Annotated in this window: 22 protein-coding genes; 6 read left to right on the top strand and 16 right to left on the bottom strand. The window is 70.1% G+C overall.

All coding sequences use genetic code 11. The features are described 5' to 3' along the window. Positions 1 to 35: 35 nt before the first annotated feature. The 13 genes from fer to Hbl1158_RS15645 form a co-directional block, all read right to left on the bottom strand. The gene (fer, locus tag Hbl1158_RS15585; protein WP_234299574.1) at positions 36 to 794 is read right to left on the bottom strand and encodes a ferredoxin Fer; all 759 of its coding nucleotides are present in this window, start codon (positions 792 to 794) and stop codon (positions 36 to 38) included. A gap of 242 nt (positions 795 to 1,036) precedes the next feature. Then, complete coding sequence (locus Hbl1158_RS15590) at positions 1,037 to 1,663, bottom strand: adenylyltransferase/cytidyltransferase family protein (protein ID WP_234299575.1); 627 nt, start codon at positions 1,661 to 1,663, stop codon at positions 1,037 to 1,039. Next, entirely contained in the window at positions 1,656 to 3,152 is a 1,497-nt protein-coding gene (locus tag Hbl1158_RS15595) for a hypothetical protein (protein ID WP_234299576.1), read from the bottom strand. Before Hbl1158_RS15595 ends, Hbl1158_RS15590 begins: the two co-directional genes overlap by 8 nt. Then, on the bottom strand, positions 3,149 to 4,438 hold the full coding sequence (locus Hbl1158_RS15600) for a hypothetical protein (RefSeq protein WP_234299577.1): 1,290 nt from the start codon (positions 4,436 to 4,438) through the stop codon (positions 3,149 to 3,151). Before Hbl1158_RS15600 ends, Hbl1158_RS15595 begins: the two co-directional genes overlap by 4 nt. Then, positions 4,438 to 5,706 carry an acyl-CoA dehydrogenase family protein gene (locus Hbl1158_RS15605; RefSeq protein WP_234299578.1) on the bottom strand — a complete coding sequence of 423 codons (1,269 nt, stop codon included), beginning with the start codon at positions 5,704 to 5,706 and terminating at the stop codon, positions 4,438 to 4,440. The genes Hbl1158_RS15600 and Hbl1158_RS15605 overlap by 1 nt, the downstream gene beginning before the upstream one ends. A gap of 100 nt (positions 5,707 to 5,806) precedes the next feature. After that, positions 5,807 to 6,916 carry a 3-oxoacyl-ACP synthase gene (locus Hbl1158_RS15610; RefSeq protein WP_234299579.1) on the bottom strand — a complete coding sequence of 370 codons (1,110 nt, stop codon included), beginning with the start codon at positions 6,914 to 6,916 and terminating at the stop codon, positions 5,807 to 5,809. Beyond that, the gene (locus Hbl1158_RS15615; RefSeq protein ID WP_234299790.1) at positions 6,909 to 8,078 is read right to left on the bottom strand and encodes a branched-chain amino acid ABC transporter permease; all 1,170 of its coding nucleotides are present in this window, start codon (positions 8,076 to 8,078) and stop codon (positions 6,909 to 6,911) included. Before Hbl1158_RS15615 ends, Hbl1158_RS15610 begins: the two co-directional genes overlap by 8 nt. Positions 8,079 to 8,259: 181 nt before the next feature. Continuing rightward, positions 8,260 to 9,324 carry a branched-chain amino acid ABC transporter permease gene (locus Hbl1158_RS15620; protein WP_234299580.1) on the bottom strand — a complete coding sequence of 355 codons (1,065 nt, stop codon included), beginning with the start codon at positions 9,322 to 9,324 and terminating at the stop codon, positions 8,260 to 8,262. Continuing rightward, a complete protein-coding gene (locus Hbl1158_RS15625; RefSeq protein ID WP_234299581.1) occupies positions 9,321 to 10,043 on the bottom strand; it encodes an ABC transporter ATP-binding protein in 723 nt (240 codons plus the stop codon). Before Hbl1158_RS15625 ends, Hbl1158_RS15620 begins: the two co-directional genes overlap by 4 nt. Next, positions 10,040 to 10,915, bottom strand: a complete 876-nt coding sequence (locus Hbl1158_RS15630) for an ABC transporter ATP-binding protein (RefSeq protein WP_234299582.1) — start codon at positions 10,913 to 10,915, stop codon at positions 10,040 to 10,042. The genes Hbl1158_RS15625 and Hbl1158_RS15630 overlap by 4 nt, the downstream gene beginning before the upstream one ends. A 4-nt stretch (positions 10,916 to 10,919) precedes the next feature. Continuing rightward, positions 10,920 to 12,350 carry an ABC transporter substrate-binding protein gene (locus Hbl1158_RS15635; protein ID WP_234299583.1) on the bottom strand — a complete coding sequence of 477 codons (1,431 nt, stop codon included), beginning with the start codon at positions 12,348 to 12,350 and terminating at the stop codon, positions 10,920 to 10,922. 95 nt (positions 12,351 to 12,445) lie between these two features. Then, positions 12,446 to 13,150 (bottom strand): helix-turn-helix domain-containing protein, encoded by a 705-nt coding sequence (locus Hbl1158_RS15640; RefSeq protein WP_234299584.1) that lies wholly within the window; start codon positions 13,148 to 13,150, stop codon positions 12,446 to 12,448. Between the two features lie 57 nt (positions 13,151 to 13,207). Beyond that, positions 13,208 to 13,348 carry a hypothetical protein gene (locus tag Hbl1158_RS15645; protein ID WP_234299585.1) on the bottom strand — a complete coding sequence of 47 codons (141 nt, stop codon included), beginning with the start codon at positions 13,346 to 13,348 and terminating at the stop codon, positions 13,208 to 13,210. 107 nt (positions 13,349 to 13,455) lie between these two features. On the opposite strand from Hbl1158_RS15645, the gene Hbl1158_RS15650 reads away from it, so the two are divergent. Further along, positions 13,456 to 13,824: a hypothetical protein gene (locus tag Hbl1158_RS15650; protein WP_234299586.1), complete on the top strand. Its 369-nt coding sequence runs from the start codon at positions 13,456 to 13,458 to the stop codon at positions 13,822 to 13,824. Next, entirely contained in the window at positions 13,821 to 14,390 is a 570-nt protein-coding gene (locus Hbl1158_RS15655; protein WP_234299587.1) for a hypothetical protein, read from the top strand. Before Hbl1158_RS15650 ends, Hbl1158_RS15655 begins: the two co-directional genes overlap by 4 nt. Positions 14,391 to 14,493: 103 nt before the next feature. Here Hbl1158_RS15655 and Hbl1158_RS15660 read toward each other — a convergent pair whose 3' ends face one another. Beyond that, positions 14,494 to 16,143 (bottom strand): AMP-binding protein, encoded by a 1,650-nt coding sequence (locus Hbl1158_RS15660; protein ID WP_234299588.1) that lies wholly within the window; start codon positions 16,141 to 16,143, stop codon positions 14,494 to 14,496. Then, positions 16,136 to 16,945 carry an alpha/beta hydrolase gene (locus Hbl1158_RS15665; protein WP_234299589.1) on the bottom strand — a complete coding sequence of 270 codons (810 nt, stop codon included), beginning with the start codon at positions 16,943 to 16,945 and terminating at the stop codon, positions 16,136 to 16,138. The genes Hbl1158_RS15660 and Hbl1158_RS15665 overlap by 8 nt, the downstream gene beginning before the upstream one ends. A gap of 87 nt (positions 16,946 to 17,032) precedes the next feature. On the opposite strand from Hbl1158_RS15665, the gene Hbl1158_RS15670 reads away from it, so the two are divergent. After that, complete coding sequence (locus Hbl1158_RS15670) at positions 17,033 to 17,434, top strand: MaoC family dehydratase (protein ID WP_234299590.1); 402 nt, start codon at positions 17,033 to 17,035, stop codon at positions 17,432 to 17,434. Between the two features lie 55 nt (positions 17,435 to 17,489). On the opposite strand, the gene Hbl1158_RS15675 is transcribed toward Hbl1158_RS15670, so the two are convergent. Beyond that, positions 17,490 to 17,759 (bottom strand): hypothetical protein, encoded by a 270-nt coding sequence (locus Hbl1158_RS15675; protein WP_234299591.1) that lies wholly within the window; start codon positions 17,757 to 17,759, stop codon positions 17,490 to 17,492. A gap of 124 nt (positions 17,760 to 17,883) precedes the next feature. On the opposite strand from Hbl1158_RS15675, the gene Hbl1158_RS15680 reads away from it, so the two are divergent. The 3 genes from Hbl1158_RS15680 (at position 17,884) to Hbl1158_RS15685 (ending at position 19,328) form a co-directional block, all read left to right on the top strand. Next, positions 17,884 to 18,090, top strand: coding sequence for a cold shock domain-containing protein (locus Hbl1158_RS15680; RefSeq protein ID WP_008418277.1), 207 nt, complete (start codon positions 17,884 to 17,886; stop codon positions 18,088 to 18,090). Between the two features lie 131 nt (positions 18,091 to 18,221). Then, on the top strand, positions 18,222 to 18,356 hold the full coding sequence (locus tag Hbl1158_RS17210; RefSeq protein ID WP_255764237.1) for a hypothetical protein: 135 nt from the start codon (positions 18,222 to 18,224) through the stop codon (positions 18,354 to 18,356). A gap of 48 nt (positions 18,357 to 18,404) precedes the next feature. Then, positions 18,405 to 19,328, top strand: a complete 924-nt coding sequence (locus Hbl1158_RS15685) for a twin-arginine translocation signal domain-containing protein (protein ID WP_234299592.1) — start codon at positions 18,405 to 18,407, stop codon at positions 19,326 to 19,328. Positions 19,329 to 19,347: the final 19 nt, after the last annotated feature.

A 19,347-nucleotide genomic window follows, 5' to 3' on the forward strand; every position in this document is an offset into this window, starting at 1 on the left:
AGTACTCGGACCGTGACGGGCGTCTGCCGGCGCGATCAGTCGTCGGCTCTCGCGCGCTCGAACCGGTCTGCGGGGAGTCGGAGGTCGTCGAGCCCCGGCAGGTGCTTGACGTTGTAGACGACGCGCATGTCGCCGGTCACGGGTCGACCGATACACGACAGCCGGAACCCGTCATCGACCATCTCCTCCGAGAGGATGTTGTCGACGGTGGCGTCGAGTTCGCCCTCGACGACCGCGACGGCGCAGTTCGCGCACGCGCCGCCGCGGCAGGCGTACGGCCACGCGTACCCGCGGTTCTCGGCGGCCTCGAGCAGCGTCTCTCCCGACTCCGCGAGGAACTTCCCGTAGTCGTCGGGGTGGAGGTCAGCGGCGGCGGCCTTCTCGAACAGGTCCGGATCGTCGATCGACCAGCCGTGGTCGGACAGCACCTCGTAGTTCAGGTACTCGATACGCGAGCCGCCGGGCGTGCGCGTCGCCGGGTCCGCGTCGTCGTCGCGACCGTCTCCGCCCGCTCCGCCGGGCGCGCGCGATCCGGGCGCATCGGCGTCGCCGCCGGCGGTCGGACCCTCGGGAGTGGCGGCGTCGGCACTCGGGGCGTCGCCGTCGGCGGCCTCCAGCGGAGGCGACGCCTCGCCCGCCAGTATCGCCTCGTAGGCCCCGCGGACGCGACGGAACTCCTCGACGGAGCCGCCGCGGTCGGGATGCGCCTCCTTCACCCGGCGACGGTAGGCCCGCTCGACCTCCGTATCGTCCGCGTCGGCGTCGACCCCCAGTACGTCGTACGGAGAAGCCACGAACGGTCGTAGGGGCGAGCGCGTTAAATGCCCTGTTGTCGGGGAAGGCTCGAGAACGCCGCGGGTGACGCGAGAACGCGACGGCCGAACGCTCGTTCGGATGCCCCCTCGTCGGAGCCGATGGCCGGACGATCTCGGGGGTGATCGAGGAGCCCGAGGGACTATCGAGGTGGTTGCGGGCTGTTCGGAGGACGCGTACCGGGGCGCGTTCACGACCGCTTCTGACTCCTCTCCGGGCGCGTTCACTCCTCGTACAGCGATCGGACGCGTGAGACGCCGTCGAGGTCGTCGATCACGGCGGCGACGGGGGCCGGAACCGACGTGCGCCACCCGTCACCCTCACCGGTATCATGGTCGTCGGCGCGTCCGCCGGCGGCCATCGCCTCCCGGATCGCGGTCCCGCTGACGGTCCGCTCGGCCGCGGTCGTGTGAACGGTCCGCCCGTGCTCGCGGAGGCGGTCCACCTTGATCTCGTGCCAGTCCTCGAGCACGCGCACGAGGTGGAGCGCGTCGACGGGGGCGTAGTGCTCCCACAGCTCCGGCCGGTTGATCGGGAACGGGAGGACGCGTACCGGAACCCCGAGGTCGACCGCCGACAGCGCCGCCGTCACCATCCGGTGGCGCTCGTGATAGCGGAAGGGGTTGTTCCGCGGGTCGTCGCGGTCCGGGTCCGCCGACTCGCTCCTGACGTGTGCGGGGTCGGCGTTGGTGACCCCGACGAGCAGTTCGTCGCACTCGCCCGCGGCCCACTCGCAGTACGCGAGGTGGCCGTCGTGGAACGGCTGGAACCGCCCGTGGACGTGGCCGACGACGCGGTCCACGTCGAGCCGGTCGGACGCGGCGTCCCCCGGGACCCCGCCCTCACGCATCCGCGTCACCACCGTCCGTTCCGACCGGGTCGATCGACGGCCACCGCGAAGCGGCCTCGACCGCCGCCGTGAGGTCCCCGGCGGTGGCGTCGACGACGGGCGCGTCGCCGGCGACGGGATCGCCGGTCGCGGCGGCGTCAACGACCGCGCCGATCCGACGGGGGTCGGCCCCCTCGACGGCGTGGAGTCGGTCGGCGACCCGATCGAGTACCCTCGGGGTCGCGACGACCGCCAGCGGGCCGTTCGTCTCGACGGTCGCGTCCGGGACCGTCCAGTCGGTCGCCGAGGCGGCACCGTCGAGCAGCGGGAGCCGATCGAGTCGCAGCGACCGCCCGGTCCCGGCGGCCAGCCGGCCGATCCCCGCGATCCCTTCGCCCGAAACGTCGGTGACGCGGGCGACGTGCTCGGCGGGATCGAACGACTCCCTTGGGGCCGGGCGAAACGCCGACAGCGCCGTCGCTTCCGGGCGGGTGTCGCGTCCGAGCCGCGTCAGCCCTCGCGCTTCGAGTCCCTCGTCGCCCCGGGCGACGCCGCGCGCGAAACACGCCAGGCCGCCGAGGGGCCGGGTCACGAGCACCTCACACCCCACCGGGAGCGAGCGACTGTTCCGCCCCGCGACGTCCGCCGGCCGGTCGCCCCGGGCGGAGGCGCTCGCGCCGAAGAACCACCCGTCGCCGTCGTGGGCCAGCACAGCCGCGGCCCGGACCGTCACGTCGCTCGGCAGGCCCGATCGGTACCACTCCCGCACGCGGTCCGGATCGGGCGTCTCGTCGCGGGGAGTCGCCACGAGCGGACGTACCGATCGGTCGGTCGTCGCGCCGACGGCGTGTGCGTCGTTGAGGGCGTTCAACGCCGCGATCCGGGCGGATTCCGCCGGGGAGATCCCGGGAAACGCGCGGACCGCGTCGACGTTCGCGGCGACGGCGGCGGCACCGTCACCGGCGGCCGATTCGACCGGGGACTCGGCGGCGACACCAGTGGCCGCGTCCCTCGCGATACCGTCCGCGGTCCCGCCCGCCTCGGCCCGGGCGCGGCGGTGTTCGAACCACACCGTCCCGCCGGTCGCCCCCGGCACCTGCACCGCGTGGCCCTTCCCGATCCGGACCGGGGGACCGTCGAGTCCGGCGTACGCCGTCGCCAGCGCGTCTCCCAGTCGGTCCGGGTCCGCCAGGTCGCCGCCGAGGAACGCGCACGCGACCGTCGTCACCGGGCGCTCGCGGTCGTCGCCGCCGAAGGGCGTCCGCGGCCGCGTGCCGTCGAGCGCGACCGCGTCCGTCTCGCGCTCGAACGCCGTCGCCGGCGGGGTGGCAGAGGCGGGGATCACGGCCGCGTCGGCGTCGGGGCCCAGCGAGACGGTGGTGTCCGCGAGCGCGTCAGCGACCCGCGCTCGTGCGGGCAACACCACCCGTTCCAGCGGCGTCTTCCCCGCGCACCCGCACCGCGCCGGGTCGACGCCGTCGCGTCCGTCGACACCGTCGACCGTCGTCACGGCTCCTCACCCCACAGCGGTCGCACGTCCGTCACGGGGTAGTCCCGGACCGCCGGCGTTCGGCGCAGGCCGTCGAGCACGACCCGGTCGGCGGCCGCGCGTGCGACCCGAAGGAGGTCGCGTCCGCCGACGCCGCGGAGCGCCCCGGTCGCCGCCGGGCGCTCGCCGACGGCCTCCACGTCGTCCGTGCGGACGGAGTCGGCGACCATCGTCACGGGCACGGGCTCGCCCGAGTGAACCACGTCCTCGGTGCTCGGCGTGGTGTGGTCGGCGGTGACGACCGTGACGAGTTCGTCGTCCGCGAGCGCCCGGTCGACGACGGCCGTCAGCGAGTCGTCGATCGCTTCGATCTCGTCGCGCTTGGCGGCGGGGCCGGCCGCGTGCGACACCTCGTCTGGCTCCGGGTAGTGGACGTGGAGGAACTCCCGCTCCGCGAGGGCGTCGAGCGCGCGTTCGGCGCGCGCCGGGTAGCCGTCGGGGGGCGACTCGTGGGCCAGACCGACCGTGCGCGCCAGCCCCGTCAACACCGGCTTGGGCGTCACGCTCGCGCCGTCGAGGCCGTGACGCTCCGCGAACGGCTCCGGGTCCGTCGGCGTCGCCGCCCACTTCGAGAGCACCACGTCCGCCGGACCGGGGTCGTCGGCCAGCGCCTCGCGCGTGTGACGCGTGTAGCGGCGTAACGCGGTCGCGGTCCGCTTCGCGGCCGCCGGGTCCGTCGCGTCCGCGACCGGTTCGCTCGCGATGACCGGAAGCCCCTCGGCGAACGGGTCCACGTCCGTCACGGCGGGCGACACCACCTCGTCCGCAGTAATCGTGACTAACGCCCGGTTCTTCCAGGTGTATTCGACCGATACGGATCCGGAACCGATCGCCGGTACCGAGACCGATTCCACGCCGGGAGCCGCCGCGAGTGTGGCGTAGTCGGCGGCGGCCTCGGAGAGGTGCCGGTCCGCGACCGTCCCGTCCGCGTGCAGCGACGCGAACGAGGCCGAGCAGACGACGCTCCCGGGGTCGGGATCGAGTCCGAACCCGCGCGCCTCCAGCACCCCCCGACCCGGGAGTTCGTCGGGGTCGTACCCGAACAGCCTGGCGTGTGCGAGGTCGCTGGAGAGGGGGACGCCCGGCTCGGCGACGTGCATCGTCCCGTTGATCCCGGCGCTCGCGAGTCGGTCGAGGTTGGGCGTGTCGGCCGCCTCCAGAGGAGTTCGGCCTCCGAGCGCCGGCGCGGGCCGATCGGCCGCGCCGTCGAGCAGCAACAGGAGGATCCGGCGGTCCGTCCCGCGCATCACTCCAGGCCGAGCGTCTTCGCGATGGTCCGCTTCTGCACCTCCGTCGTCCCCGCGGGGATCCGGAGGTTCCTGGCGACCCGGAACACGCGCTCGACCCCGCCGGCGCGCATCAGCCCGTAGCCGCCCAACACCTGGATCGCGCGGTCCGCCCAGTCGAACAGCAGGTCCTCGGGGTAGTACTTCAGCATCGAGAGCTTCCGGCGAGCGGTTTCCGGCTGGTCGAGGTCCGAGAGGTTCGCCTCGGCGTCGTACGCCCCCAGCAGCGAGGTCCCGAACTCGCGCAGGGCGTGTATCTCGGTCGCGGTCTCGACGATCGGCCATTGCACCGCCTGATTGGTGCCGATCGGCTCGCCGAACGTCTCGCGCTCTTTCGCGTAGGTGAGCATCCGGTCGAGGAGGTACCGCCCCATCCCGGCGCACATCCCGGCGCGGCCGGCGCGACGCCAGTTCACCCACGACAGCGCCAGCGGGAGGCCGTCGCCGACCTCGCCGACGAGCTGGTCGCCGTCGACCCGGCAGTCGCGGAGGTGGACGTCCGAGGTGATGCCGTCCATCATGATGTTGAGGTTCGGCTGACCCACCTCGTACCCGGAGTTGTCGGTGTCGACGAGGAACATCCCCATCGTCTCGTGGGCCGGGCCGTCGGCGTCCTCCACCTTCGCGAGGATCTGCGCGGTGTCGGCGAACGGGCCGTTCGTGATGTAGCGCTTGTCGCCGTTGAGCACCCAGCCGTCGCCGTCGCGCTCGGCGGTCGTCGAGATGGCGGTCACGTCCGACCCCGCCCCGGGTTCGGTGATGCCGATGCAGGCCGTCTTGCGGCCGTTCACGAGGGGTTCGAGCCACTCCTCGCGCTGGTCCTCGTCGAGGTGGAGCAGGGCCGGCGACGGCCCCTCGGTCCACGCCATCATCGAGCGGGCGACGCTCGACCCGTGGCCGGTGCCGTAGCGGAAGACGGCCTCCTGCACGTAGAAGTGCTCGCGGTTCGACAGGCCGCCGCCGCCGACCTCCTCGGGGAGGTGAAGCGCGTACAGCCCCTCGTCGGCGCTCCGCCTGCGGATCTCCGCTTGCATCGCTCGGGTCTCGGGCTTCATGAGGCCGTCGTCGTCGAGGTAGTCGAGCGGACCGCCGATGTCGTCGGCGTGTTCCTCCTCGTACGGGAGGACCTCCTCCTCGATGAACGAGACGACGCGGTCGACGACCGGCCGCACGTCGTCGGGAACCGTGTACTCACCGACGAGCGCGTCGTCCTCCGGAAACGTAGCCATACGCTAGCGGTTCACATACGGCCGAATAAGTGTTGGCTCGACCCGGAGCGCTTACCGGATCTCCGTCGACCGCTCCGGAGCGCAGCCGGCAGTTCCCCGTTCAGTCGTCGGTCCACTCGAGCACGGTCGCGGCCCACGTGTAGCCCGTGCCGGCCGCGAGCAACAGGACCACGTCGCCGTCGCCGACGCGGTCGCGGTCGAGGCCCGCTCGCAGCGCCAGCGCCTGGTCGGCGCTCTGGACGTGGCCGTAGTCGTCGAGGTAGTAGCTCTCGTCCTCGTCGACGCCGAGTTCGCCGCGGAGGTACTCGTGGAACGAGCGCTTCATGTGGGTGAGCGCGAGGAAGTCGACGGCGTCGCGGTCGTAGCCGGAGGCCGCCAGCGCGTCGTCGGCGACCGAGAGGAACGCGGGCGCGGACACGTCCGCGAGTCGCTCCTTCATGTCGTCGGGGTCGGGCACGGTCAGGGTGTGCTCGCCGGCGTCGACGGTCTCTCGACTCGGCGGCCGTGCGGACCCACCGGCCGGCATCACCACGTCGCGTGAGAAGCTCCCGTCGGTGGTCGCCGCGGATTCGCGGACGAGCGCGCGAGTGCGGTCGGCGGCCGGTTCCGCCTCCAGCACGGTCGCGGCCGCGCCCGAGCCGAAGTTGAACATGAAGCTCGCGTCCTCGTCGCCGTAGTCGACGAGGTCCTCCTCGCGGCTCGCCGTGACGAGGAGGGCCGTGTCGATGTCGCCGACGCGGAGCTGTGCTGCGGTGTGGCGGATCGCGACGGGCGCGCCCGCACACAGCGTGTACGACTCGTGGGCGTACGCGTCGCTCGCACCCAGGCGCTCGCACACGTCGGCGGCCGCCGACCAGACGACGTGGTCCTTGTACTCGCTGCCGTGGTAGAGCACGAGGTCGAGGTCGGCGGCGTCGACGCCGGCGTCCGCCAGCGCCTCGCGGCCGGCGGCGACGCACATGTCCGAGACGTGGTCGTCGTCGGGCGGGCACACGCGCTTCTCGCGCAGTCCCATCTTCTCGACGATCACGTCCTCCGGGATCCCGCTTTCCGCGGCGATCGCCTCGCCGGTCAGCACCTCGCTCGGCACGTACGTCGCGAGCCCTGTGAGTGCGACCGTCCGCCCCGGCGACCCCCTCGCGTCGGAGAGCTGAGGGGCGTCGCCTGCGCCGGTGGCCTTGTCGCCGGCGACGGCGTCGCCCTCACTCATTCAGCCACCTCCGGACGTGTCGCGGGACGGCCTTCGCGAGCGTGCCGCCCATGCGGTCGCGGGCCGTGCCCAGCAGCCCGTTCGGGACGTAGAGGACGAACAGCACGAACACGAGGCCGACGTACAGCGCGGCGTGGCCGTTGAGGAACGTGTCGATCGCCTCCGCGACCGTGAGGCCGTTGTACAGCTCCGTCGCCAGCGTCGCGTCTCCGACGTTCGCCCGGAGGTACGGCAGCAGGCCGCCGCCGCCGCCCTCTTTCGAGAGGAATTCGCGGACCGTCTCGTCGAAGAGGTGGCCGAATAGCGGGCCGGCGATGGTGCCGAAGCCGCCGATGATCGACGCGAGCAGGGCGTCGCCGGCGACGAGGAAGTAGAAGCCGTTCTCGGGCGTCACCGACCGCCGGAAGCCCGCGAACAGCGCCCCGGCGACGCCCGCGAAGAAGCCCGAGACGACGAACGCCGCGAGCTTGTACGCGTAGGTGTTGTACCCGACCGCGCGGGCGCGCTCCTCGTTCTCGCGGATCGCGATCAGGGTTCGCCCGAACGGCGAGTGGACGAGCCGCTGCAGCGCGAAGTAGCACACGAGCACGACCGCGCCGATCGCGTAGAACGACACCTCCGTCGGCGACAGGTCGATGAAGCCGAACAGCCCCTCGATGGTGTCGCCGGTGAGCTGTCCGATCGCGACCGAGAGCCCGTCGACACCGGGAACACCGATCCTGAAGCCATCCAGCGATCCCGTGACTGCGACGCCGTCGCGGGGGGCCGAGGAGACGAAGTCCCAGTCGCGGACGAACACGTACAGCACCTGCGAGAAGCCTAACGTGATCATCGCGAAGTAGACGCCCGACAGCCGGAAGGAGACGCTCCCGATCGCGAGCGCGACGACCGCGGCGGCCAGTCCCGCGAGCACGATCAGCAGCATGAACGGCGTCTCAGGGCCGAGCATCGGGATCTTCCCGTTGGCCGCGAGCACGACGAGGTACGCGCCCGTGCCGTAGAACGCCGCGTGGCCGAACGAGAGGTAGCCCGTGTAGCCGCTGATGAAGTCGAACGACATCGCGAACAGCCCGAAGAACAACACGACGACGAGCGTCTCGATGCGCGGCAGGAGAGCGACGAACTCGGCGGACAGCCCGGAGTTCACGAGCACCGAGTACACGCCCGGGTACGCCGCGAACACGAACACGACCGCGAGGTGGACCAGGTGGTCGCGCGCGTACGTGAGCGGCCACGCCTCGTCGGTGGCGACCGCTTCTGACGCGGGAGTCGTCGCTTCCGCGGTCTCCGTAGCGTCGGCCGCCGCGACCGCCTCGGCGGAATCGGGGTCGGAATCGGGGTCGCTAATGGCCCCCCACCTCCGAGACGCCGTACAGACCCTGCGGCTTCACGATCAGCGTGATCACGAGCACGAGGAACACGACCATCTCCGGCAGGCCGGTGAAGTCGATGAAGTTCTGGAACCACCACGTCATCGACGAGTCGACCATGCCGACGATCACGGCGGCGACGATCGTGCCCCGGAAGGTGCCGAGGCCGCCGACGATCACGACGACGAACGCCGGCAGCAGCGTCTCCGCCGCCAGCGGGACCGACGCCCCCCACGAGGGGTCCCAGGCGAGCAGCACGCCCGCCGCGCCGGCGATTCCCGTCCCGAGCGCGAAGACGACGGTGAACACGCGGCGCACGTCGACGCCGAGCGCCGACAGCATCTCGCTGTCCTCGCCGCCCGCCCGCACGAACAGTCCGTACCTGGTTCGGGTGAGGAACAGGTGGACGCCGACGACGGTCAGGACGCCGAAGGCGATCTGGAACAGCTCCAGGCCGCTGGCGGAGACGCCGCCGACGCCGATCGAGGCGGCGAGGAACTGCGGCTTGGTGCCGAGCACGTCCTGCCACACGGTCGACGGCTGGAGCCCGTAGAACAACACGAGGATCCGCGCGATCTCGTCGAGCACCAGGGTTAGCCCGAAGGTGAGCAGGATCTGATACAGCGGTGGCCGGTCGTAGATCGGCCTGATAAGCCCGATCTCCACCCCGCCGCCCAGCGCCGCGAGCAGGCCGAACGCGACGACGACGGCGACGCCGAACGCCAGCAAACGGGCGGCCCCGCCGCTGGACTGGCCGACGACCGCGACGAGCACGAGCCCGCCGATGTACGCGCCGAGCATCGTGAGCGATCCGTGTGCGAAGTTCAGCACGCCCATGAGTCCGAACACGAGCGTCAGTCCGGCGGCGATCATCACGTAGAGGCTCGCCTCGGCGACGCCCCGCACGAACACCTCCGCGAGCGTCGACGGCGAGAGGAACTCGAACAGCGCGTCCGCGAACTGCAACGGGAGCGCGGACGGCGACGGAACCGCAAGCGTCGACGCCGCGAGCGACGGCACGGCAGCGGCGACGCTCATGCCGACAGGTACCTCCTGAGTCGCTCGCCGTCGGGACTCACGTCCGCTGTGTCGCCGTCGTCGACGACCGTGCCGTGATCGAGGACGTAGAAGCGGTCGGCCACGTCAAGCGCCAGCGGGAGGTTCTGCTCGACGAGCAGCATCGTCGTGTCGGTGGCGGCCTCCGTCAGGGCCTCGGCGACCGCCTCGACGATCAGCGGCGCGAGCCCCTCGCTGGGCTCGTCCACCAACAGCAGGTCGTTGTCGCCGACGAGCCCGCGGGCGATCGCGAGCATCTGCTGTTGGCCGCCCGAAAGGTCGGCGGCGTTCGCCTCCCGGCGCTCGCGCAGGTCGGGGAACGTCTCGAACGCGAGGTCGAGCCCCGCCTCCGCGTCGTCGGCGTCCGGCACGGCGACGCGGACGTTCTCCTCGACCGAGAGCTGCCCGAACATCCGGCGGTCCTCCGGGATCCACCCGACGCCGCGGGCGGCGACCTCGTGGGTGTCGCGGCCGACGACCTCCTCGCCACGCAGACGGATCGACCCCTCTCGCGGCGGCGTCAACTGGAGGATCGACCGGATCGTCGTCGTCTTTCCGACGCCGTTTCGGCCCATCAGCGCGACCACCTCGCCCTCGTGCACCTCGAGGTCGACCCCCTCGAGCACGTGGCTGTCGCCGTAGTACGTCTGGATCCCCTCGACGGCGAGCAGCGGTTCGCCGTCGTCGGCGTCGACACTCACGCGGGCTCACCCCCGTCGCCGCCGGAGTCGGCGGCCGCGTCGCCTCCGGCGGTGTCGTCGCTGCCGGCGTCGCCGCCGGCGGGCGACCCCGATCCGGGCTCGTAGCCGCCGAGGTACGCCTTCTGGACCTCGGGATCGTCGCGGACGGCGGCCGGTTCGTCGTCGGCGATGACCGCGCCCTGATTGAGCACGACGACGCGGTCGGACACCTCCATCACGATGTCCATGTTGTGCTCGACCAGGAGCACGGCGTGGTCGGTCGCCACGTCCTCGATGAGGTCGACCACGCGGTCGACGCTCTCGGAGGAGACGCCGGCGTTGGGCTCGTCGAGCAACAGCACGTCCGGGTCGCCCGCGAGCGCGACGGCCACTTCCAGTTGACGCTTCGCACCGTGAGAGAGGGCGGAGGCCGGTTTTTCCGCGCGGTCCGCGAGATCGACCCTGTCGAGGATCGCGTACGCCTCCTCGACGTGCTCGTCGAGGCGACCCGCGTTGCGCCAGAAGTTCCGCCCGTCGCCGGCGGCGGCCTGGGCGGCCACGCGGACGTTCTCGAGCACGGTCGAGCCGGCAAAGACGTTCGTCACCTGATAGGATCGGTGGACGCCGAGCTGTGCGATCGCGTGGGGATCCGCGTCCGTGATGTCGAGCCAGCCGTCCTCGTCGTCGGCCGCCGCGCGCGCGGCGTCCGTCCGTATCTCGACGGTCCCCTCTGTGGGCTCGAGCACCCCCGTCAGGAGGTTGAAGAACGTCGTCTTGCCAGCGCCGTTGGGGCCGATGAGCGAGCACAGTTCATCGCCGCCCAGTTCGAAGTCCACGTCGTCGACCGCTGTGAGGCCGCCGAACCGCTTGGTGAGGCCTCTCGTGTGCAGCATCGACTTACAGCGAGCAGTTCATCCCGTCGTCGTCGGCCGGGATGGTCGTCTCGTCGGCCCCGATGCGCGCGACGGGCTCGCTGGGCTGGACTGGCGCGCCCCACGAGTCGCTCCACTCGTCGGCTGTGGGGACGACGTTCGCGACTGTCATCTCCGAGCGTGCCTGGTTATTGTACTCCTGGAACGTGTACGCGTCAGACCCCTTCGGCGTGTCGGCGACGGTCATCCCGCGCATCTCGGCGGCGATGTCCGCACCCTCGGTCGACCCGCTCCCCTCAACGCCCTGCACGATGGCGGAAGCGGCCGTGAACGTCCCCGAGGTGAACAGGTCCGGGACCTTCCCGTAGGCGTTCACGTAGCCGTCGACGAACGCCGAGTTGATCTCGTTGTCGTACTGGTTCCAGTGGTAGCGCGTCGTGAACGGGCCGATCCCGGCCCCCGCCAGCTTCTCCTCGGTGAGCGGCTCGCCGAGTTGGTTCTGGAGCAGGCCGCCGACGACGTTGTTGGTGATCTCGGTCGCGAAGCCGCCGAAGACGGTGTAGTCGTAGTCGCCGTTGAGGTACGACGTGAACAGGTTCGGCAGCGTCGCGACGGTGAAGCCGCCGACGATCCCCTCCGCGCCGGCCTCGGCGGCGTTGTCGAGCAGGCCCTCCCACTCGCTGTACCCCTGCGGGACGAAGCGCTTGCCGACGATCTCGACGCCCTCCGCCTCCAGGACCGCCTCGTAGTTGTTGACGACCGCACGGCCGAACGAGTAGTCAGCGCCGAACAGGAACACCCGCGAGACGTCCGATTCCCGGGCGACGTAGCGACCCCCGGATCGCGCGTCCATCGCCGTGTTCTCGGAGGCGCGGAAGATCTGCTCGCCGCAGGTCGCGGACTCCGCCGTCGACGACGCCGACGCCGCCGGCCCGATCATGTACGGGACGCCGGCCTGTTTCGCGACCGTCTCGGAAACCCGGTTGGCCGCCCCCGAAGAGGCGCAGCCGAACAGCATGTCCACGTCCTCGTTCGTCACGAGGTTCGTCGCCAGCGACTGCGCCGTGTCGGCGGAGAACTGCGAGTCACGGATCAGCAGTTCGTAGTCCACGTCGCCGACGGTGACCGTCTGGCTCCCCGTCTCCGCCTCCACCGACGGCGACGCGCCGGCCTTGTAGGCGAGCCCGGAGGAGAACCCCCACAGCGCCTGTTGGCCGTAGTACTGCAGGTCGCCGGAGATCGGCTGCATCACGCCGATCTTCACCGTCCCGGACGCCCCGCCTGAACCGCCTGTCGTCGTGCCTTCCATATCGTCGCTCGCCTCCGTGTCGGCCTGCGTGTCGGTCGATCCCTCGGTCTCGGTTCCGTCGCCGCCGCCCGAGCAGCCGGCGAGCGCGGCGATCCCGGACGCGCCGAGCGCCGCCAGCGTCCTGCGTCGTGTGATACGCTTGCTCATACGGATGGATACTGCGACCTATCCGGCAAGAACTGCGGGGTTAACATGTGAACGAGCCGGCGGTCGTCGGCGCGATCGCGGTGGCGACTCCTTCCTCACTCCTCCAACTCGGACATCGCGTCGACGACGCGCTGGAGCATCTTGCGCTGGCCGCGCCGGAGGTTCTTCGAGACGGCCGGTTTGGACACGTCGAACTCCTCGGCGAGCGTCCCCAGCGTCGCCGATCGCGGGCTCTCGAAGTAGCCCTCCGAAGCGGCCGTCTCCAGCGTCTCCCGCTCCACGTCCGAGAGGTCCTTACAGCCCTCGATGAGCGTCATCGCCGCGCCGGCGTTCTGGATGAAGCCCTGAAGCTCCGGGAGGTCGGGCTCGTCGCGCTCGAGCACCTCGTACTCGTTGTCGCGGTCGAGCCGCGAGAGCGTGCCGTCCGCCTCGCCGCGGTCGTCGAAGCCGACGTGCCACAGCTCCGAGCCGTCGGCGATGTAGAACGGACCGGTGATGTAGCCGCCGCCGTCCCGGACCGTCTCCATGGCCGCGGTCTCGTCGATGACCGATCGGATGTGGGCCACGCCCCCGGTCTTCGAGAGCAGTTTGTATTCGCGCAGGCCCTCGTGGTCGCGAAGCTCCCGGAGCCCGTTCCCGAGCACCTCGCGGTCCTCTCCCTCGACGACCATCCGCGTCTCCAGGGAGTCCGTCGCCGTGTCGAACTCCCAGTGGACCGCCGAGAACGCCAGGTCGTGCTCCTCTGTGGCGTGGATGAACGGGCAGTCGTACTGCTCCATGTCCAGCGTGACGTCGATCATGGTGCCCCCGATGGTACTGGCAAATCTCTCCTTCACCTACATAATCGTTTGTGTTGGTCAGGAGGTAGTGTTCAGAGAAGCCGATTCCACGCGAACGCGAACGATCCCGCCGTCGAGCGAGCCGCACTCATCGACGAGACCACCGATGAACTCGCGGAGATCGAGCAGGTCGCAACGCTCGACAAGGAACTGAACCACAGGACGACGGCTGAGACTGGCAGGACGGCCCGGTCAGGGCTCCGATGTGTACGCTCTGTGCAAACGCCGAAACGGTTATCAATTTATGTGCAGAACTTGCACATAGAATGAGCGCAAGCGACGATCCGCGACGGGTCCACTTCCAGTCGCCGGAGTATCTCGTCGACCGGCTGGACGCGATTGCGGAGCTCTTCGACACGGATCGGACGGATCTGCTCGTCGAGGCGATTCGCGAGTACATCGAAAATACGGCCGATAGCGAGACGTTCCAGAAACTCGTCGCGACGAAGTACTACGACGACCAGCTCGAGTTCGAGACGGTCAAGCAGCTGATCGGCGCTGAGACCGCCCAGCGCCTCCGTCTTCTCAAAGCGGATCTCGAGGACGAACCACTCGATCTCGCTGCCCCTGACGACAGCGACGTTTACGATAGCGACGCGACGGCGGTCGAGCCCGCAGCCGACGACGAGCGATGAGCGGCCGGCAGTTGCGAACGGTCGTCGCCGACACCAGCGCGCTCGTCAGTCTCGCGGTCCCCCGAGCCGACGCGGCCGCCGATACTGACACCCCCGACCCGTTTCAGTACCTCCTCACGTCGTGTGACGTATTCGTACCACCAGAAGTGGTCGCGGAACTCCGTGACATCACGCAGTACCAGGACATCCACGCCGCGGCTGCGAACAACGTCCTCGCGGCCCGCGACTACTACACGGTTGAGGGTCCCTACGAGCGTGAGGATACGCCGGACACCCGACCGACGTTCGGGCTCGACGACGGCGAAACCGACGGTATCGTCCTCGCGAACGCGCTCGGCGTGGACGGGTTTCTCACCGACGAGTTCGGCGGGACGAACTTCCCACTCATCCACGCCGTACTGCAGGGCCCACGGATCGTCCCGACGCCGCGGCTTATCGTCGACTACGCCCGCAACGGCCATCTCAGTCACGAGGCGGCTCGAACGCTGATCACGACGATTCGCCCGCATCGGAACTGGGAGAACAGTCCGTACGTCACGCAGTTGCTCTACCGTCTCGAAGCGTAACCGGCCTCCCAGGTAGCGACGGCGAACGCCCAACGCCGGCGACGACTACGCAGACGAGGATCGTCGAACCGCACGGTGGCGGTCAGAACGAGTCGATCCCCGTCTACTCGTCGACGAAGCGCTCGCGGACGGCCTCGCGGTCGATCTTCGAGGGGCCCGAGTACGGGAACTCGTCGACGAACGCAAGGTGTCTCGGGTGTTTGAACCGCGCGATTCGGCCGTCGAGGAACTCGGTGAGCCCGTCGATCGTCAGCGACTCGTCGCCCTCGACGACCGCCTTCCCGACCGTTCCCCAGGTGTCGTCGGGGACCGGGACGACGACCGCCTCGCGGACGTCCGGGTGATCGGTGAGGACGTTCTCGACCTCGGCGGGAAAGACGTTCTCGCCGCCGCTGACGTACATGTTCTTCTTGCGGCCCTCGATGTGGTAGTAGCCCTCGTCGTCCACGCGCGCGAGGTCGCCCGTGGACACCCACCCGTCGCCGAAGGTGGCCGCCGACTCCTCGGGGGCCTCGAGGTACCCGTCGGCCGCCGCCGGACTCGACAGCTCCAGTTCGCCCACGTCGCCCGGGGAGACGGGGTCGCCGCCGTCGTCGACGATCCGGGCTGAGACGTGCGGCGCGGGCACGCCGACCGCCTCGGCCTTCTCGCGGGGCCAGTCGTCGGGCATCGCGAAGTTGTTCGGTCCGCACTCGGTGAGGCCGTACCCCTGCGAGAGGTCGACGCCGCGGTCCCACCACGCCGAGAGCACCGACCGCCGACAGGGGCCCCCTCCAGACTTGGCGAACCGAAGCGACGAGAGGTCGGCGTCGGCCCAGTCGTCGTGATCGCTCATCATCCGAAGGACCGCCGGCACCGCCACGAGCACGCTCGCGTCCCGACGGTCGACGATTTCGAGCACCCGCCCGGGGTCGAACTCGCGAGCGACGACGACCGTCGCGCCCATGTGGAACAGCGGCACGGTGAGGACGTTCCAGCCGCCGGTGTGGAACATCGGGAACGGCATGGGCGCGAGGTCGTCCGCGCGCAGCCCCCACGCCGCGATGGTCGTCATCGAGTTCCAGTACACCGCCCGATGGGGGATCACCGTCTCCTTGGGCGTCCCGGTCGACCCCCCGGTGTGAAGCAGGAGGTGCGGATCCGACAGCGACGCGTCGCCGCCGACGGCGACTCCCATAGCCCCATCGACTCCGGCGGCCCCGTCGACTCCCGCGGCCCCGTCGACTCCGGCGAGCGCGTCGTCGTAGCCGCGGCCGCCGAGGTCGTCGACCGCGCGGGCGACGCGCTCGGCGTCGTCGCCGGCGACGAGGATCGGGGCGTCGCCGGCCGCCGCGCGGTCCAGGCCGGCGGCCGCGTCGTCGGCGACGCCCGCGCCGACGAGCACCGCCGCGGGGTCGACGGTGTCGATCAGTTCCGCCAGTTCCGGCGGCGCGAGCCGGTGCGACAGCGGCGCGAGCGCCGCCCCGATCTTCCCGGTCGCGAAGAACAGGTCCACCAGCGCCGGCCGGTTGCGCGAGAGCGCGACAACCCGGTCGCCGTGGCCGACCCCGAGGTCGACGAGCAGGCGGGCCGTCCGCTCAGCCCGCTCGTCGAGGTCGGCGTAGGTGTACTCCGTCCCCGTCGTCGCGTCGACGAGCCCCACTCGGTCGGGAGAGAGTCGCGCGCGACGACCCGACCAGTCGCCCACCCAGTCGGGGGCCGCGCCGGCGATCCCCGACCCGGCCGGCGGGTCGGTCCGCTCGCCCTCAGACATCGGCGAGGAACGAGGCGATCCGGTCGTTCACGCGCGCCGCGTCCTCGATGAAAAAGAGGTGCGAGCCGCCCTCGACGAACTCGGACTCGGCGTCGGGGATGGCCGACGCGAGGAGTTCGCCGTTCTCGACCGGGAGCACTCGGTCCGCGGTGCCGTGTGCGACCAGCGTCGGGAGCGTCAGGTCCGCGAGGTCGTCGCCGGCGTCGAACGCCCGGACCGCGGCCGCCTGCGCCTCGCGAGCGCGGGGCGGCGCGTCGGAGTCGAGTCGCCAGTCGACGATCCGCTCGATCAGGCCCTCGTTCGCCTCGATGAACCCGTCGCTCACGGCCGGTTCCATCTTGTATCGGATCGCCTCGCGCTCGTCGGCGTCGTCCGGCACAGAGAACATCCGCTCCAGCGTCGCGTCCGGCGTCGGGACGGCGTCGGGACCGCCCGGCGAGGTGCAAAGCAGCGTCAGCGACGCGGCGCGGTCGTCCCGCAGCGCGAACCGCTGGGCGACCATTCCGCCCATCGACGCGCCGACGACGTGGGCCGACTCGACGCCCGCCTCGTCGAGGACGGCCCCCAGATCGCCTGCCATGTCGTCGATGCTGTACGGCCCCTCGGGGACGTCCGACTCGCCGGTCCCTCGGTTGTCCCAGACGATCACGTGGTAGTCGTCCGCGAGGGCGTCGGCCTGCCAGTTCCACATCCAGCGGCCGTAGCCGAGCCCCTCACAGAGGACGACCGTCTCGGCGTCGGTCGGGTCGCGACCCCGTCGTTCGTAGGCGACGGCGACGCCGTCGTTGTCCGCGGTAAGCACGTGGATCGGATGTCGGTGTGGGACCTTCAACGGGGCGCTTCACATGTTAACCCCCGACGCTTTCGTCCCCCGACGCCACCCGCGAGTATGCCAGTCGCGACCGTCGGCGACGACGCCGAGGCGAGCATCGACGTGACGACCGAATCGATCGACGCCTACGCCGAGCTAACCGGCGACCGCAACCCGATCCACCTCGACGACGACTACGCCGCCGAGACGATGTTCGGCGGGCGGATCGCCCACGGGATGCTCGGCGCGGGGGTCGTCAGCGCCGCCCTCGCACGCCTCCCCGGAGATATCATCTATCTCTCCCAGGAGTCGTCGTTCGAGGCACCCGTCCGCCCCGGCGACACGGTCGTCGCCGAGGCGACCGTCCTCGAGGCGCTCGAGGGCGACCGCATCCGCGTCGGGACGGTCGCGACCGTCGACGGCGAGGTCGTCATCGACGGCGAGGCGACCGTGCTCTCGGTTCCCCACGAAACGGAGTGACCGATCGGGCCGGTTTCGATGTGGGGAGTTCCGACCGCCCTCTCACGACTGCCGTTCAGGTGGACGCGTGTTCACGCGTCCACCCAGGGTCGTGGCCGGAGCAGTCGATGAGATCGAAGCGACACGCCGGACAGTAGTCGGGGATGACAGATTCGCTTCGGGGAACGTACACCGCGCCGCCGCACTTCACGCACGCATCCGCGACGATGGTCGCGCAGTCCGCACAGATGTTGAAGTCGTCGGCCGTGAGGTCGCGCAGCGGTTCGAGTTGTTTATCGAGGAGATACTCGTCGATGACCGTCTGGCAGTTCTGGCACGGTTTCATGGCGGTGCGTATCACTCCTCGCGACCGCTCGGTAAGTATCTGCGCCCCCGGAACCCATGTTGAGGGTCGTGGTACCTCGACTCGCGGAAGTGTTATCGGTGGTCTGGGCGTACGTATGTTCGTAATGGCAAACGGTAAGGTTGACTTCTTCAACGACACTGGCGGCTACGGTTTCATTTCGACTGACGACGGCGACCTCGACGACGACGAGGACGTGTTCTTCCACATGGAGGACGTCGGCGGCGAGGACCTGACGGAGGGGACGGAGGTCGAGTTCGACATCGAGTCCTCACCGAAGGGACCCCGCGCGGCCAACGTCGTTCGGCAGTAACGCCGAGACGCACTCGTCGCTCGCAGCGACACCCGACGGTTTCGATTTTTTATCCGACGACACGTAGCAGCCGACGGTCCGCGACCGATTCGGAGCCGCCGTCATCGAGACCGGGTCGACACGCGCGATGTGTGCGAGGACGACTGGACCGCGATCGATCGGGTAGCGAGATCGGAAGTAGTCGAGAGCTGAACTGTCCGGGCGAGGTGTTCCACGAGGACATCTGGGACGAGATCCCGACAGATCGGCTCCAGTACACCGATTGATACACGAACGATAAGAGCTTTGTAGTAATGGTGGAAGTACGTTGATATATGCCAAGTAGACGAGACGTGCTGAAGGGCGGTGCGGCGGTCGGCGCGGCGTCTGTGACGGGCCTGTCGGGCTGTCTGGGCGGCGTCCTCGGCGGCGGATCGAGCAACTTCCAGAACTGGCTCATCGACCCGTACCTGCTGCCGGGCCAACCCGAGCGATACCCGGTCGTGTCGCTGTCGCCGTCGTCGCTGGAGGAGCACTCCGGCGAGTTCGACGGCGACGAGTGGGACCAGATCCGCACCTTCGCGGTCCAGCGCTACCAGTTCACGCGGCTGTACGCCGACGAGGTCGATCGATTAACCCTGGGCGGCGGCGGCTATCAGGGCGGCGGATTCGAGGTCACACAGGGCGGCTTCGACGGCGAATCCGTTGGCGAGGACCTCACGCGGGCGGAGTTCCGCGAGCTCCAGGAGTATCAAAGCTACAGCGTGTACGAGCGCGACCAGGACCGCCAGCTCGGGATCGGGATCGACGGCGGCACCATGGCCGCCGCGAGCAGCTTCGGCGACGCGGACGCGATCCGCGTGTTGGAGGACCTCATCGACGTACAGCGCGGCGAGGTACGCAGTTACTCGGAGGTCAACGACACCTTCGGCGGGCTGATGGACGCCTCCACTCCCGGCGACGTGTTCACCGCGCGGATCACCGGAGATCCGGCCGACGAGACCGACGCCGAGAGCGGGCAGTTCCGGAACCAGGTCGGACAGTCGACGAGCGCGAGCGTCAACGGCGAGGACAGTGACCTCGAACTGGTGTTGACGTTCCTCAGCGACCGCGACCCCCGCGAGCGCGACCTCGAGGAGTGGACGCTCAACGATCGCTTCGACCTCTGGCGCGACATCGAGATATCGGTCGACGGCGCGAGCGCCACCGTCTCGGGGTCGGTTCCGACGCGCGACGTGTTCTCCGCGATCAACTTCTGAGGTCGGGGGCCAACGGCGG

The organism is Halobaculum sp. CBA1158, from assembly GCF_021431925.1.
Lineage (GTDB): Archaea > Halobacteriota > Halobacteria > Halobacteriales > Haloferacaceae > Halobaculum.